This is a genomic window from Paenibacillus sp. NPDC057967, from assembly GCF_042887015.1.
Classification (GTDB): domain Bacteria; phylum Bacillota; class Bacilli; order Paenibacillales; family Paenibacillaceae; genus Pristimantibacillus.
Map to the genome: position 1 here is coordinate 60,793 of NZ_JBHVQB010000005.1, position 14,993 is coordinate 75,785.

Sequence of the window (14,993 nt, forward strand, 5' to 3'; positions counted from 1 at the left end):
CCGAGACAGAGAAGACAAACTTCCCTGATCTCGGCCTTTTGCTGCGCTTATGGCATTGCTGTGGCGTAACCTAACCTGGCGCAGCGGTGCGCTAATCGCCAGGACGATGGCATCTCCGATAGTCGGTTGGTGAGATGCCTTCCTGATTTTTGAACGTGCGGATAAAGGTATTGCGGTTGTTGAAGCCCACTTGCTCCCATATCTCATGGATCGGGGCTGAGGAGGAGGTAAGCAGCTCCTTGGCTCTGTCGATGCGCAGCTGCTGCAAGTACTTGTGGAAGGTTGTGCCCAGCTCTTTCTTGAGAAGCCGCGACATGTACTTGGGTGTCGTATTGTATTTGTCCGCCAGAATGTCGAGCGTAATCTCCTCGGCATAGTGGTTGTCCAGATAGGCGCGGAACAGCTTAATATTGAAGGCGTCCGAAGGAGGTGACTCGCATAGCTCAAGCACCCGATCAAAAAACCGGTGTAAGTGCTCCGTCATTTCCTGTGTGGACCCTACATCTGCTGAGAGCAGGAATTGCGTCATATCGAGCTCTTCTTCATGATCTTCGGCGATATTTTTGCTCTTCAACGTTTGGATGCCGATCAGATACAAGTGAACGAACAGCTGCTTCATGTTAGTCCCCGTCATATAGCGATCCGTATTGGCGGATATGACACCATCCAACTGCTCCCTGAACTCCTCGCGCTTGCCTGCCACAAGCAGGTTGGCCAGTATTTTCTCGTCCGTCCGGCTTAGCACGTAACGTGGCTCATGGGGCTCATACTCCGAATATTGCACGATTCGGTTGGAATCGAAGGGAGACACCTGCCACAATGCCTTCATGGCTTCTACATAAGAAGATTGCATCCCCGTATAATTTTCATAGACCCGGCCCATGCCAACGTGAATGCGCAGCTCGGCTTCGTCTTGGCGGAACAAGCTGTCGATTTGCTCGAAGTAAGCCGAATAGGCTTCCAAGTCATCCTTCGTTGCCGGGTTAATCAGCACGGCGAACATATGGGCATCCAGCTCCAGGATATAGACGGGATGCTCTTGCGGCAATAACGCATTCAGTATGCGGAAGATCGTATCCGTCGCTTCGTTCTGGAACTTCTCTGAATACAGATCATAAAACGGCTTCCGGAAGTTACACTGAATCAAGCTGACCTGAAAATACGTATTCGGAAACCGGAAATCCAGCTTGTTCAAATACGAATCGATGACATCATGATCGTACGGGAAGTTGGATTGCAGCACCTTGGCCAAAAAATGCTTGGTTGCGATAGGCAGCGAGTAGGACAAGGTCCGGTTCAGATCATCGACATCCGTCAGAATTCGTTTGATTTCCGTATTCAGAAATTCCAGCTCGTTGAAAGGCGAATGCGATTTATCCTTTTTGGGACCGGGACCCTGCAAGGTTTGTACCAGCGAGCGGATCGGCGAGTAGAAGCGCCGGCTGAACAAGATCGACAGCAGCAGAGAAACAAGGAATAGAATGCCGGTAATCGTGAGATTCCAGCTTTTCATCTTGGTCAGGGCGGAAGTCAGGTCCGTATGGGGAACCGCCACCACCATCGTTACGTCACGGAAAAAGAAGTTGGTCGTGTACTTGATAATATGCATGTTCTCGCCCCCATGCACGGCGTCAAATTTCGTCTCCGGATTCAGCAGCAGCTCGTTCATAAAGGATTGCATCGTGACATTGATCATTCGGGTCGAAGCCAGCAGATTTCCTTCTGTATCGGCGACCATGATCAGGCTGTTCGGTGTCTGCATATAGCTTTGCAGCAAAGTGCGGACAGCCTCTGCTTTCATATTAATGACGTACAAATTATTGGAGTAATGACCGCCGACCGTCGATTGCACGACCGAGATCGTTGATTCACCCCTATTGCTATAACTGCCTGAGACGACGGAAGGAGGCAGAATCGTAAATAAATGATGGTTCGTTTTGTATTCCTGCCAGAAGGACAGCGGATATTGCTCCATCTTGTATACGCTTTCATAGAATGACCCCGGTTCATAGGTGCCGTTATCACTAATAATGACGGATTCATCGCGTTTATAGATATAGGCATTGTCAATGTAGTTGCTGCTTGCCTTGATGCGAGAGAGCGAGCGCACGGCTTGCGAATAATCCGCGTATTTGCCGATATCGTCCTCCGCATATTGGGTCGTGATAACCTTCAGAATGTTCGGATCAAGCGCCAGCAGGAAATTCGATTGATAAATGCCGTCGAACAGATTGTTCATTGTAGAGGACAGGTTGGACAAGGAGCGGTCATAATTCTCCCTGAGCTGCCCTTCCATATAGTTCATAGAAATGCTGGTGCTCAGAAACAATGCAATCTGAATGAAGGCGGACAGCGATACGAATAAAATGATTAGCCGGTAGAAAATACTCCGGAAGCCGAGCCGTGACCATCTGTGACGGATATTTCGCATGTTCTCACCTCATCGACATTCTGTACTCGTAGCTGGTTGGATTGAACAGGTCGATCCGAATAGACAAGTTTGGTTCAAATTATAGGTAACCTCCCGTGTAAAAGCAATGCGCAGCCGTGCGAATTCTGCAACAAAGTAGAATTGTGGGACATGGGGAAATATGCAACATCGGCATAGAGCTTGTCCGCACCGCTGGGGTAGCGAATGCTGTGACATGGGCGAAAAGAGTGACAACAGCCTGCGCCCGTCTGCAAAACAGCAAAGGCGAAAAGCGTGACCGGCAAGCGAACTTGGCTATTACGGGCGAACCCTACGATGTGGTTTGATGGATTCACGGACCTGACGGCCGAATTAACCGCACATGAAGGGGAGTAACGACATGAACAACGCCGCCGCATCGCCGCGATCGAATGATCCCGTACCGTACATCAAGCGTGCCAGGCGCTCATACTGGAAACGAAATTATTACTATTATGTATTGCTGGCATTGCCGCTGCTTTATTTTGCCATCTTTCGTTACGGACCGATACTTGGCAATATCCTGGCCTTTCGGAAGTACATGCCGGGCGGACCGGCTTATGGCACGGAATGGGTAGGCTTACGCTATTTCCGAATGTTCATGGAAGATCCGAACTTCTGGCTGGCTTTCAAAAATACGATCTTTCTTAGCGTGATGAACCTCAGCATCAGCTTCCCGCTTCCGATTATTTTTGCGCTGCTGATTAATGAGATCATGGGTGCGCGGCTGAAGCGATTCATTCAGATCATCTCGTATTTTCCGAACTTCATCTCCATCGTTGTCGTAGTCGGACTGATTAAGGAGCTCCTGTCGCCTACGAACGGCATCGTCAACAAGGTGCTGGGGTCGCTTGGCATTGATCCGATCTTCTTCGTGAATCAGCCGGAGTGGTTCCGCTTCATCTATATTAGCTCGGATATTTGGCAGTACATGGGCTGGAATGCCGTCATCTTCGTAGCGGCGCTGGCTTCAGTCGACACGCAATTATATGAAGCATCGGAGCTGGACGGGGCAGGCCGCTGGAAGCAGACGATCCATGTGACGATTCCGCAGATTTTGCCAACCATCTCGGTTGTATTCATTATTTCGCTCGGCTCGCTGCTCTCGCTCGGCTTTGAGAAGGTATTGCTTCTCTATACGGCAAGCAACTCCGCAACGAGCGATATTATCGATACCTTTGTATTCCGCATGGGACTTGAGAACAACAACTACAGCTACGCGACAGCAGCAGGCCTGTTCGGCGGATTAATCGGCTTCGGGCTTGTCTCGGCGGCCAATTATATCTCGCGCAAACTGTCGGGCGTATCGCTTTATTAAGGAGGGGTCGTATGTTATACCGGAAAAGCAAAGGCTATCGCGTATTTATGATCTTCAACTTTTGCATACTGAGCTTGGTCATGCTCGCCATCGCATTTCCATTTATTCATCTCATTTCGATTTCATTCAGTGAATCGGCGGCTATATTAGGCGGGAAGGTTGTCGTCTGGCCGATCGGCTTCAATATTGACGCTTACCTCAGAATCTTCGATCATCCGACGATATTGCAGGGGTTCAAAAACTCCATCTTCCAGACGCTGCTTGGCACGTCGATCGGATTGTTTATGACGGTCATATGCGCGTATCCGCTGTCCAAAACGTTCCTGAAGGGACGCAAGGCTTTTGTCTTGATCGTGATGTTCACGATGTTCTTCAGCGGCGGCTTGATTCCGACGTATCTTGTAGTGAAGAGTGTAGGCTTAATCGATACGATCTGGGCCGTGGTCATTCCATTTTGCATCACGCCTTATTACTTGCTGCTTATGATGACGTTTTTCCAGGGGATACCGGACAGCCTGGAGGAGGCGGCCATGGTCGACGGTTTGAATCCGATGCAAATTTTGTTTAAAATCGTTATTCCGTTATCCAAGCCGGTCATTGCGGCGATTACGATGTTCCTGATCGTGTATTATTGGAACAACTGGTTCAACTCCATGATCTATTTGAATTCAAGCGATATGCATCCGGTTATGATGATCGTACGAAATATTGTCGCCGGGGCCGATCTGGCCTCCATGGGGTCGGGCATTGGTCAAAATGATTTGACAACGCTCTCCTCCGCTTCGCTCAAGGCGGCTGTTATTATGGTCACGACGATTCCTGTCGTCTGCGTATTTCCCTTTGCGCAAAAGCATTTTGCCAAGGGGGTGATGCTCGGCGCGGTCAAGGGCTGATTCATCTCATATCTCACTTGTGCTACTACAAAAAAAGGGAGGATTCACCAATGAATACGAAATTTCGCAAAGGGGTCATGACGACGCTGGCGGCTTTGCTTGTGGCGCTGCCGATTAGCGCTTGCTCTCAATCACCCAAGGAGCCGAGCTCCGATTCCGCTGGTCCGACTGGACTGTCCATGATGTACAGCGATTCTTCCGCTTATCCGTTCAATAAGGAATGGGCGCTCTTCAAGCAATTGCAGACTAAAGGCAATGTGCAGATCGATGTGCAGGCCGTTCCTTCGCCTGATTATAAGAATAAGCTCAAGATCGTTCTAAGCTCGGGAACTATTCCTGATCTGGTGACAGAAGTAACGCAAGAGATCGTACTGGAATTTGCTCAAAACGGCGTACTGCTTCCGCTTAGCGACTATATGGATAAGCTGCCGAATCTCGAGAAAAAAATCAAAGAATACGAGATCGAGGATGAGCTCGACAACTGGCGTACGAAGGACGGCAAGCTGTATGTGGCTCCAGTCATGAACGAGGCGGCTCTCTATAATACAGCGCCGGTCATTCGGACGGACTTGCTGAAGAAGTATGACCTTAGCATACCAGAGACAATGGATGACTTGTACAACGTGCTGAAAGTGCTGAAGGAAAAGGATCCTGCGTCGTTCCCGATGGCGAACCTTGTCCGGGCGGAGAATATCCGCAACTTGTCTGGCGCGGCATGGGGCATCGATCCTTCCTATAACGGCTTTGTCTACGACGAACAGAAGCAATCTTATACGTACCTCTATACAAGCGAGAATTACAGGCAATATGTGACGTTCCTGAACAAGCTGGTGTCCGAGAAGCTGGCTGATCCAGAACTGTTCACCTCCAGCCTGGATTCTTGGAAGCAGAAGATGGTGACGGGCAAGAGCGTATTCACGTATACGTGGATCAGCGAGCTTGCGCAGATTAATGCAGACGGCAAGAAAAATGTCAGCCCGGATTTTGAACTGACTCCGATTCCGCCGATTGCAGGTCCTGGGGGCAAGCTGGCTGCCAGCACGCAGCGCATTCCGCATGGCATCGTCATTCCGGCTTCGGCGGCCAATAAGCCATATTTTGAAGAACTGCTGGCATTCGTGAACTACTTGTACAGCGACGAAGGCAATGAGATCGTGACATGGGGCGAGGAGAACGACTCCTTCACCGTTGTGGACGGCAAGAAGCAGTTCACGGACAAAATTACAGGCGCAACGAGCATCCAGCGCGCCCTGTGGGACAGCGGCGCTTCCAATCAGAACTACACGATGCTGTACACCTACGACTGGTTCACCAAGGTTTTGGACAATCCGCTTGTAACGTCGCTTACGGAAGAAGCGCGGGCGAACAATTGGTTCCCGGCGATTGTGAAGGTGCCGAAGCTGACCTCGGACGAGAAGGAAGAAGAGAATATGCTGCTGACGACGCTTAAGGACAGCTATGCGAAAGCGCATGACGGGTTTGTATTCGGACGGCTTGGCAATGACGCCGATTGGGACAACTATGTGAAGGATATGGAAAATAAAGGCGTGAAGAAGCTGATCGAGCTCTACAATAACTCCATGAAGTAATCGGGATACAGGGCATGCGATGCCCTGTTCTCAACCTTACCATTATGACACCTGTAATAGGGTTCTGCGAAAGGAATGGGTGAAATGAACGAAGTGTTGAATGTTTTGGTAATCGGAGCGCATCCCGACGAGCCGGATATCTATGCAGGCGGAACAGCGGCGCTATTCGTCTCTCTGGGTCACCGCGTCAAATTTCTGTCCCTGACAGACGGCTGCTGCGGTCATCCCACGATGGACCGTTCCGAACTGGTGGAGCGGCGCAAGGGGGAGGCGGAGCTGGCGAAGCAGCGGCTAGGGCTTGTCGAGTATGAAGTGCTGGATACCCACGACGGGGAATTGCTTCCAACCATTGAGCTGCGTCAAGAGGTCATACGCCAAATTCGCCGCTTCCAGGCCGATGTGGTCATCTCGTTCCATCCGGAAGGCGGCAGGCATCCTGACAACCGCTATGCCGGCCATATCGTCGGCGACGCCGCGCCGTTCATCCGTGTGCCGCTCACGGTTCAAGATACGCCTATTCCGAAGAAAAATCCGATCTATCTGCTCATGCCGGACTACTCCATGAAGGAACGATATTCAGCCGATCTTGTTGTAGACATTGGAGAAGCGGTAGAGCAGAAGCTGCTCGCCTGCGATGCCCATGCCACCCAGTTTTACGAGTTCAGTTCCTGGGGCGAAGATCATCCCGTTCCAAAGGATTGGGAGGGCAAAAAGCAATTTCTGCTCGCAGGCTGGGCTTCCTTCTTCGATGCAAGTGAAGAGATGCTGCCGGCTCTAGAGCGCGGATACGGCAAGGAGCGGGCGTCGCAAGTACGGTATGCGGAGCCGTTCGAATTCGCGCCATACGCCAGCCGTCCGACAGAGGAGCAGCTGCAGCGGCTATTCCCGATGATTCGTTCCTAGTCTCGTTGTACGATGAATCGTAGATTGCAAGATTTTGATATTAACAGGATTGGGGCAGGTGAACGTATATGAAATTAGGCATTGATATGCATCACGGTTTTTTGCAGGAAGAGCTGCCTGTTGAGCAGGCGCTTCAGAAGGCGAAGGATGAAGGCTTCGACGGCGTATATTACAAGCTGCCGCTTTCCGTATCTCCGACGCTGGATCGTTCCGAGCTTAAGGCTGCGGCCGATTGTGCAAGAGAGCTGGGTTTGTATGTGGACTTCGGCATCGGGCGCGTCAATCCGTTCAACACGAATGAAACGCCAGAGGCATGGACGATTGGCGGCGGCGATTACAAGCGTGCCGTTGAGAAAATGCTTGAAGCGGCGGCATACATGGGCGCCAAGGAGCTAATCGGGGTGACGGCCGGATGGAAAGGACAGCACTCTGGTTATCACGTCTACGACCGATTCCGGACGGATGTGACATGGGATGAGCAGCTGCAGGCGACCGCCCGGTTTTTGAAATCGCTCGCACCCGCGCTCAGAGATACCGGAACCCGGATCAACCTGGAGACGCATGAGGAAATCACGTCCTTTGAAATCTTGCGTCTGATCGAGGAAGTTGGCGAGGATGTGCTCGGCGTGGCGTTCGATACCGCGAATGTCGTGTCGCGTGCGGAGGACCCGGTCAGCGTAGCGCGCCGAACGGCTCCGTACGTGCATCAGATGCATGCCAAGGACTGCATCCTGTATTTCTCGGATACAGGATTGGTTAGACAAGTGAAGCCGGCGGGCGAGGGCTTCATCGACTTCCGCGAAATCTTCTCGATCATCTCGGCGCATCAACCGGATCTGCATATCCAGATCGAAGACCATAAAGGCCTCATGCATCTGGATCTGTATGTGCCGGAGTGGCGCAACAGCCATCCTGATCTGACGGTAGAGGAGACGGCCGAGCTCGTCAGGCACGCATGGCGCTGCCAGCAGCGCATTCAAGCCGGCTTGCTTCCTGATCCCGCCATTTACGAGGGACCTTCCTATGCGGAGCAGCGCGATCAGCGGCTGCAGCAGGCGACGAGTCATCTGGGCGGCTTGCTTCAGGAGATGGGGCTGCGCTCATGAAGACAAAGCTGAAAGGCGCTTACGTTATCGGCTATGAGGGCAATGACCACGTCGTTTATAGAAACGGCGAAGTCGTCTACGAAGGCGACACGATCCTGTACGTAGGCAAGCAATACCCCGGAGTCGTGGATGAAGAACGGGATATGGGGCTGGCCATTATCAGCCCCGGCTTCATTGATCTCGATGCGCTGGTCGATATCGACCACGGCATTCTTGATGTCGCGGTGCCGAGGACACCGGGAGACCGGTATCGGCGCAATCCGGATACCTTCCGAAGATCCGAGCTGTTCAACCGGGAGGAGCTGCGCACCAAGCATCGACTATCCTATGCCCAGCTTATTATGAATGGCATTACGACCGGCATGCCGATTGCCGGCGACGGATTCCGGGCGTGGGCGGAGACGTACGAGGAAATGGCCGACGGGGCAGAGATCGCCGCCGAGCTAGGCATGCGCATGTACCTGGGACCAAGCTACCGAATGTCGCCTTCCCCGCATGCTCCGGTCGATACGGTCAGAGGTCCCGCAAGCGTTCGGGATGCTTTCCGGTATGTGGAAGATTTCGACGGCTCGTTTGACGGACTAATCCGAGCATTCCTATCGCCCTGCCAGCTGCCGAATCTGACGGAGGATGTCTTGAAAGAGACAAAGGCATTCAGCGACAGCGCAGGGGTTCCGATTCGCCTTCATTGCGCGGAATCACCTCAGGAAGCGGCATATTTGCTGGAACGGTACGGGCTTTCGCCGATGGAATATTTGGCCCATCTGGAATTCCTGGGCGCCAGAACGCTTATTCCGCATGCTATCCTGACCGGACCGATGCTGGGAAGCGGCAAACCCAAGACGGATGAGCTGGCTTTGCTCGTGAATTCCGCTACTTCTGTGGTTCATACGCCAATCGCGGAATCGCATGGCGGCCAGGCACTCTATTCGTTCAGCCACTACCTTGCGGCTGGCGTCAATATGACGATGGGAACGGATACACATCCGGCCGATATGATCCAGAACCTTAACTTCGCTTGGAACTTGACGCGAATTATCGAACGCGGCGAGCTGTTCAATCCGTATGGCGGGGCAATCGAGGCCGCGGCGCGCAAGACGACGGAAGCGGATCTGTTCCGCGCTGCAACGACGAATGGAGCGAGGGCGCTTGGGCGCGATGATCTGGGCAAGCTGGCGCCGGGCGCCAAAGCCGATATCATCGTCGTTGAGCTGGATTCGCTGCGCGTCACGCCGATTGAGGACCCGATTCGTACGCTTATTATGAATACGACCGGCGCGAATGTCCGTGACGTCGTGATTAACGGGCGTACAGTCATGAGAAACTTTGCGCTGCCGGATCTGGATGCGGAGGAGCTTCGGGAGAAAGCCCAGCAGTGCTTCGATAAATATAAAGCCTGCTATACAGAGACCGATCAGGAGCGCCGTTCCGGCGATGTGTTGTTCCCGTCAGCTTTTCCCATTATCGATTAGCATCTATGTATAGTTGAAGGAGTTTGTTTCCGTGGTCTTATTATTGCCTTTTGCGGCAGCTTCCTTGTTCTTGCTTCAATCGCTTCTGCTCAAGAGGCTGGGCGGCAGAGGGCAGGATACATTAACGGTTCACGCCGCTTACATGTTTCTTGTTGCAGCTGGTTGTCTGGCGGCATGGGCGCTGACGGACAGCAGTCTGCAAGTCAGCCCGGCATCGATCGGGACGGGTCTGCTGTACGGCATCGACTTCGCCCTGACGATGATCTTGTACGCCAAGGCGTTGTCATGCGGGCCGTTATCTTATTCTTCATTCTGTTTCTCGGCAAGCATGCTCATTCCGGTAGCCGCAAGCAGCGTGCTATGGGGAGAACAGCTTAGTTTTCTCCAAGCGATCGGCCTTGTGTTGTTCTTGTTGTCCTTCTATTTCATTCTGGTTGTGGATGCCGGGAGGAAGGGAGCGTCTGCGCGTCCTGAGAAACGCTGGTACGGCTATGCGCTTGGTGCATTTGTATTGAACGGGCTGCTGTCTGTATTCGGCAAGCTTCAGCAGATTGCGGTTGGCGGAGAGACGGCCGCATTTCTCGGCATCGGATTCCTGTCGGCTGCTGCTGTGGCGCTGCTGGCAGCGCTAATCATTGCAGGGCGGAAGCGGAGAACGGGCTTAGCCCCAGAGAGGGTGGCTCAAAGGATCGCTCCATGGCATACACCGCCTAGCAGCTTCCCGTGGCTGGTCATCATTGCCCTGGCGGCGACGACAGGCATTGGCAACGGATTGGTGGTATGGCTAACGCCGAAGCTTGCCGGAGCTTATTTATTTCCAACGGTCAACGGAAGCGTAATCGTCGGGTTGCTGTTCGCTTCCAGAGCGGTGTACGGAGAGCGTCTGACCGCCGCAGGCTGGACAGGGGCATTGATCGGGGTTGCGGCTGTTATTCTAGTCAGCTTATAAAGATAGAAGGAGTGGCGAGATGATTCAATTAGGAGTGTTAGGCAGTTGGAACGGATTTCATGTGAAGGAATATGCGGCTATGCTGTCGGGGAAGGGCGAGGCACAGCTTGTATCGATTAGCGATGACCGTCAGGAGCTGGCCGTTGCAGCAGCGGAGGGACTGAATCTTGCAGTCAAGTCGCATGAGGAGCTGCTCGCCGATCCCGCTATTGCGGGCGTCATTGTGACAGCTGCGCCCGATCGCGCAGCCGCTTTAATCGCGGATGCCGTGGCAGCGGGTAAAGCAGTGCTGGCCGACAAGCTGATCGCGGTGAATGGCACGGATGCGGAGCGGGTGGCGGAGGCAATCCGCGCGGGAGGGGTTCCATTCGCTCTTGATCTTCCCCTTGCCCAGAAGCCGGTATGTCTAGCAGCTAAGCAAATTGTGGATTCGGAACGTCTGGGGCGGCTAACCGGCGTGCGTATCCGCAATGCCCATGGCGGGCTGCTGAAAGGCATGCTGCCGCCGCATTTTGTTGAAGATCCAACAGGCTTGCTAACGGACATCGGGCTGCACGGCATCTATATGGCTTGTCTGCTGCTGGGGCAGCCGGTAGCGGTCACGGCCCTGTCTGCCGGCGCTTCGGCTTCTCGTACACCTGAGACGGCTGTCTGCGTGCTGGAATTTAAGGATGGGCTGCTTGTAACGGTGGAGATGGGCTACGTATCCCCGGTATCTCCGTTCACGCTGGAGCTGTTCGGGACAGAGGGCATGTTCACCGGGGGCGGTTATGCGGGTTCGGCGCGGATCAAGGGGCTGAGCGACGAAGACTGGACGGATCTGCCGCTCCTGCAGGAGAGCGATCGTCCGCTCACGATGCTGGAGCAGTGGCTTCACGATATCGAGGCTGGAGGAAACGATAGAGGGGCCTGGAATTTAAGTCAGGGCATTGTTATCGGGCGCGTGCTGGAAGCGATCACACGCTCGCTGAAGCAAGGCGGAAGCGTATCCGTACAAGCTTGATTTCCGAGAGGGTACAGAGCGGTCTTGAAGGAGGAGGGCTCACAGCAGCCTTCCTCCTTTTTATTGAACCCTGACTCTGGGGCAACTCCGGTTGGAATTGACCGTCGTCAAGCCCGCATGTCCGCAGCAGCCTCTCCTGACGTTGCCAGCGTCGCTTATTGGCTTTTGGAAAGTCTTACAATGGCGGCACAATGACAGGAATGCATAATTCAAACGTAAAAGCCCTTTCGTACTCCGCAATGGAGACGAAAGGGCTTCAAGTGTTGTTGTTTTTCATGAACAACCGCCGCAGTAGACGAATAAAGAAAAGAGAGGCCAAGCGGCCTCTCCCTCATCCCAACTATTAACGGCTGTAGAATTCGACGATTTGTTTCTCATCGATTTCTTGGCTCAGCTCAGCGCGCTCAGGCAGGCGAATGTACTTGCCTTCCATTGCTTGCTCGTTGAATTCCACGTAGTTCGGAAGGTGATGACGGCCTTCCAGAGCTTCTTTGATCGATTTCTGACCGCGGCTGCGCTCGCGCAGACCGATTACGTCGCCAATAGCAACCGTGTAGGAAGCGATGTCGACTTTCTTGCCGTTTACTGTCACGTGGCCGTGAGCTACCAGCTGACGAGCGCCAGCGCGGGAGTTCGCGAATGCCAGACGGTAAACAAGGTTGTCCAGACGGCTTTCAAGCAAAGCCATGAAGTTTTCACCGGCTTTACCTTTTTGCTTAGCCGCTTTGTCGTACAGGTTGCGGAATTGCTTCTCGTTCAAACCGTACATGTGGCGAAGCTTTTGTTTTTCTTGCAATTGAACGCCGTAGCCACTCATCTTTCTGCGTTGGTTAGGGCCGTGCTGTCCTGGTGGGAAAGGGCGTTTCAAGTCTTTGCCAGTTCCGCTCAGGGAGATGCCCAGGCGGCGGCTTAGTTTAAATTTAGGTCCTGTATAACGTGCCATGTGTCGTGTTAACTCCTTCATCAAATGTAATTTTGAGAATGGGGTTGTGTTGCGCGGATAAACGTTCTATGGATGAATGCCATCCCTGTCAAGCACTTCAGCCGCAGGCTTGTCAGTGAACGAATGTCCTGAGGGTGACACAAAACCGTACGCCCATGTTTTCATCAATTAATATTATATGAAATTGGAGCGAAAAGTCAAGATTGTTCCTCGAATGATTATAAAGGCCTGATTCGTGATAAAAGCGTCTAAAGTCCTATAAATTTTGGGAACGATAGTGCAAAATTCTTAAAAATAAAGTATGATATTGTTAATGAGTGAGCTGTCCCTTGCATTCACGGAAAGGGTTAGGTGCTGCATGGTTAATGAAAGAAAGGCGGAACTTCCCGTTTGGTTTGCCAATGAAGATATTCATGATGCGGACGAGCCCTATCTCCCATCTCTATTAGAAGAGAGTTTTTTTCGATGGAGACAGGAGGCTTCGGGGCTGGTTTCTTTGCGTATGGGCCAATTCGGGATTTATACGAGAGATGTCCTGTGCCATGCCTTCACTGATTTCACTGACCCAGCCCATCAGCCGGACACAGTCATACGTGACCGGTTGGCAAGAGAAGCTGTACCGGAGGCGTTCAGCGAAGGCGTAACCAGCAAGATTAGCGCTGAGGGCTGTCATGCGATCTCCATTCCGTTTCGCCGCCGTTCGGACGATGCGGTATTCGCTGTACTGCTGTACACATACGCGGGCGAACCGGATGCTCCCCATACAGGCGAACTTGAATCCGCCGCGCTTCATATGAGAAGCTGCTTCTATTATGCGTTCGAGCAGCTGTATGTGCGGGACTTGATTCAGCAGCAGCACCGCAAGGATCGCGAAGCGAACCACAGGGATGCGTTGTTTCTTGCGGCCAAGCGTCTCTATGACCAGATTGACGTCTCTTCTGTACTGTCGGAGATGCTGGCGAGCCTGGAGTCGCTATACCCAAATTCCGAGATACATCTCTATCTTTCACAGGATTATGTAGATGGAGACCCTAGAATAAAGCCCCTGGCCTTCAAGAATACTGCGCATGACATTGTCGCCCAGGCGTTCCTGGAGAGTAAGCCGGCCATGGAGCATGAGCGCGACGGCACGATGCGGCTTGCGGTCCCGATGACCGGCAAGCAAGCGGCATACGGCGTGTTATGCATGACGTTAGGGCGGGGCAAATGGGATGAGTCGGACATGCCGGCATTCCTACTGCTTGCAGACACGGCGGGGTCCGCGTTCGAGAACGCAAAGCTGTACGAGCAGTCCAATCTGCTGATTAATGAACTGCGTTTGATCAATGAAATGACCAAGAGACTGAACCAATCTCTTCGGTTGAAGGAGATCTTTCAATTTGCGACTAGCGAGCTTCTGACGATATTCGATGCCGACTACTGCTGTGTGCTTCAGCTTGACAAGGTAAGCAACGAATTTGTAGTGAAGTCCAGCAATATCCCCGCCATGGCAAGCGAGCACTTCTCGCCGGAATACGGATTTTGCGGAATGATCTATCGGACGAAGGAACCGCTTATTATATCGGACTACTGGAATACGCGCGTCGTGACATCCAAGCTAATGGACAATACGGGATCGCGGTCTCTTATTGCCGCTCCGATCTTCGTCGACGGCGAAGTGGTCGGCGTTATCCTGGTGACTCACAAGGTTGCCAATTTTTTCTCTTATGACAACTATAAGCTGCTTCAAGTTATGAGCACGCATATTGGGCTTGCTGTTGCGAACGCTTCCCTGCATGCGGAGGTGCGAAGAATGGTCATTACCGACACGCTGACCGGACTTCACGCTCGTCATTATCTGAATGAGCAAATCCAGAGCAGGCAGCGGAAGGATCCTTTCGGCTCGTTGATTCTGGTCGATATTGATTATTTCAAGCGCATCAACGATACGTACGGCCATCAGGTCGGCGATCGCATCCTGATCCAGGTCAGCAGCATCATCTCTGCGTCGATTCGCCAAGGAGACATTGCGGCAAGATGGGGCGGGGAAGAGCTTGCGGTCTATTTGCCGGGCATTCGGACGGAGCAAGCGCTTCGCATAGCCGAGCGGATACGCAATCAGGTAGCCGAAGAGACGGACCCCACTGTGACTGTCTCATGCGGTGTGTCGGAGTGGACGTTCGACAATGAGAAGATTAGTGTAGAGTCGTTGTTTTATCGGGCGGATATGGCACTGTACGAGGCCAAGAACAAGGGCCGCAACTGTATCATTGTTGGCGAATGACAATAATAGCTATTCAAAAAGCGTCTCCTGCGGAGGCGCTTTTTTCTATGCCGTCCTCATGGAGGGCAGCTTTTTGCAGGGGTCCTTTTTTGACCATAAAGGAAG

At 52.7% G+C, this 14,993-nt stretch carries 12 protein-coding genes; 10 read left to right on the top strand and 2 right to left on the bottom strand.

Features of this window, described 5'->3' with window-relative positions; genetic code table 11:
• Positions 1–91: 91 nt before the first annotated feature.
• On the bottom strand, positions 92–2,431 hold the full coding sequence (locus tag ACFVSO_RS13835; RefSeq protein WP_387474419.1) for a helix-turn-helix domain-containing protein: 2,340 nt from the start codon (positions 2,429–2,431) through the stop codon (positions 92–94).
• Positions 2,432–2,547: 116 nt separating this feature from the next.
• On the opposite strand from ACFVSO_RS13835, the gene ACFVSO_RS13840 reads away from it, so the two are divergent.
• From ACFVSO_RS13840 to ACFVSO_RS13880, 9 genes are all read left to right on the top strand, one after another.
• The gene (locus ACFVSO_RS13840; RefSeq protein WP_387474421.1) at positions 2,548–2,757 is read left to right on the top strand and encodes a hypothetical protein; all 210 of its coding nucleotides are present in this window, start codon (positions 2,548–2,550) and stop codon (positions 2,755–2,757) included.
• A gap of 53 nt (positions 2,758–2,810) precedes the next feature.
• Positions 2,811–3,767, top strand: a complete 957-nt coding sequence (locus ACFVSO_RS13845) for an ABC transporter permease (protein ID WP_387474423.1) — start codon at positions 2,811–2,813, stop codon at positions 3,765–3,767.
• Between the two features lie 11 nt (positions 3,768–3,778).
• Complete coding sequence (locus ACFVSO_RS13850) at positions 3,779–4,660, top strand: carbohydrate ABC transporter permease (RefSeq protein WP_387474425.1); 882 nt, start codon at positions 3,779–3,781, stop codon at positions 4,658–4,660.
• 50 nt (positions 4,661–4,710) lie between these two features.
• Entirely contained in the window at positions 4,711–6,249 is a 1,539-nt protein-coding gene (locus ACFVSO_RS13855) for an extracellular solute-binding protein (protein ID WP_387474427.1), read from the top strand.
• 84 nt (positions 6,250–6,333) lie between these two features.
• On the top strand, positions 6,334–7,152 hold the full coding sequence (locus ACFVSO_RS13860; protein WP_387474429.1) for a PIG-L deacetylase family protein: 819 nt from the start codon (positions 6,334–6,336) through the stop codon (positions 7,150–7,152).
• A gap of 68 nt (positions 7,153–7,220) precedes the next feature.
• Positions 7,221–8,258, top strand: coding sequence for a sugar phosphate isomerase/epimerase family protein (locus tag ACFVSO_RS13865; RefSeq protein WP_387474431.1), 1,038 nt, complete (start codon positions 7,221–7,223; stop codon positions 8,256–8,258).
• On the top strand, positions 8,255–9,730 hold the full coding sequence (locus ACFVSO_RS13870) for a chlorohydrolase family protein (protein ID WP_387474433.1): 1,476 nt from the start codon (positions 8,255–8,257) through the stop codon (positions 9,728–9,730). Before ACFVSO_RS13865 ends, ACFVSO_RS13870 begins: the two co-directional genes overlap by 4 nt.
• A gap of 31 nt (positions 9,731–9,761) precedes the next feature.
• Positions 9,762–10,679, top strand: a complete 918-nt coding sequence (locus ACFVSO_RS13875; protein WP_387474435.1) for an EamA family transporter — start codon at positions 9,762–9,764, stop codon at positions 10,677–10,679.
• Positions 10,680–10,698: 19 nt separating this feature from the next.
• Complete coding sequence (locus ACFVSO_RS13880; RefSeq protein ID WP_387474437.1) at positions 10,699–11,682, top strand: Gfo/Idh/MocA family oxidoreductase; 984 nt, start codon at positions 10,699–10,701, stop codon at positions 11,680–11,682.
• Between the two features lie 343 nt (positions 11,683–12,025).
• On the opposite strand, the gene rpsD is transcribed toward ACFVSO_RS13880, so the two are convergent.
• Complete coding sequence (gene rpsD, locus ACFVSO_RS13885; RefSeq protein WP_119798108.1) at positions 12,026–12,625, bottom strand: 30S ribosomal protein S4; 600 nt, start codon at positions 12,623–12,625, stop codon at positions 12,026–12,028.
• A 358-nt stretch (positions 12,626–12,983) separates the two neighbouring features.
• Here rpsD and ACFVSO_RS13890 point away from each other — a divergent pair, with 358 nt between their 5' ends.
• A complete protein-coding gene (locus tag ACFVSO_RS13890; RefSeq protein ID WP_387474439.1) occupies positions 12,984–14,888 on the top strand; it encodes a diguanylate cyclase in 1,905 nt (634 codons plus the stop codon).
• Positions 14,889–14,993: the final 105 nt, after the last annotated feature.

Coding starts and splice junctions, on each gene's coding strand:
- ACFVSO_RS13835 (WP_387474419.1), bottom strand. CDS start 2,431: ATGCGAAATATCCGTCACAGATGGTCACGGCTCGGCTTCCGGAGTATT.
- ACFVSO_RS13845 (WP_387474423.1), top strand. CDS start 2,811: ATGAACAACGCCGCCGCATCGCCGCGATCGAATGATCCCGTACCGTAC.
- ACFVSO_RS13850 (WP_387474425.1), top strand. CDS start 3,779: ATGTTATACCGGAAAAGCAAAGGCTATCGCGTATTTATGATCTTCAAC.
- ACFVSO_RS13855 (WP_387474427.1), top strand. CDS start 4,711: ATGAATACGAAATTTCGCAAAGGGGTCATGACGACGCTGGCGGCTTTG.
- ACFVSO_RS13860 (WP_387474429.1), top strand. CDS start 6,334: ATGAACGAAGTGTTGAATGTTTTGGTAATCGGAGCGCATCCCGACGAG.
- ACFVSO_RS13865 (WP_387474431.1), top strand. CDS start 7,221: ATGAAATTAGGCATTGATATGCATCACGGTTTTTTGCAGGAAGAGCTG.
- ACFVSO_RS13870 (WP_387474433.1), top strand. CDS start 8,255: ATGAAGACAAAGCTGAAAGGCGCTTACGTTATCGGCTATGAGGGCAAT.
- ACFVSO_RS13880 (WP_387474437.1), top strand. CDS start 10,699: ATGATTCAATTAGGAGTGTTAGGCAGTTGGAACGGATTTCATGTGAAG.
- rpsD (WP_119798108.1), bottom strand. CDS start 12,625: ATGGCACGTTATACAGGACCTAAATTTAAACTAAGCCGCCGCCTGGGC.
- ACFVSO_RS13890 (WP_387474439.1), top strand. CDS start 12,984: ATGGTTAATGAAAGAAAGGCGGAACTTCCCGTTTGGTTTGCCAATGAA.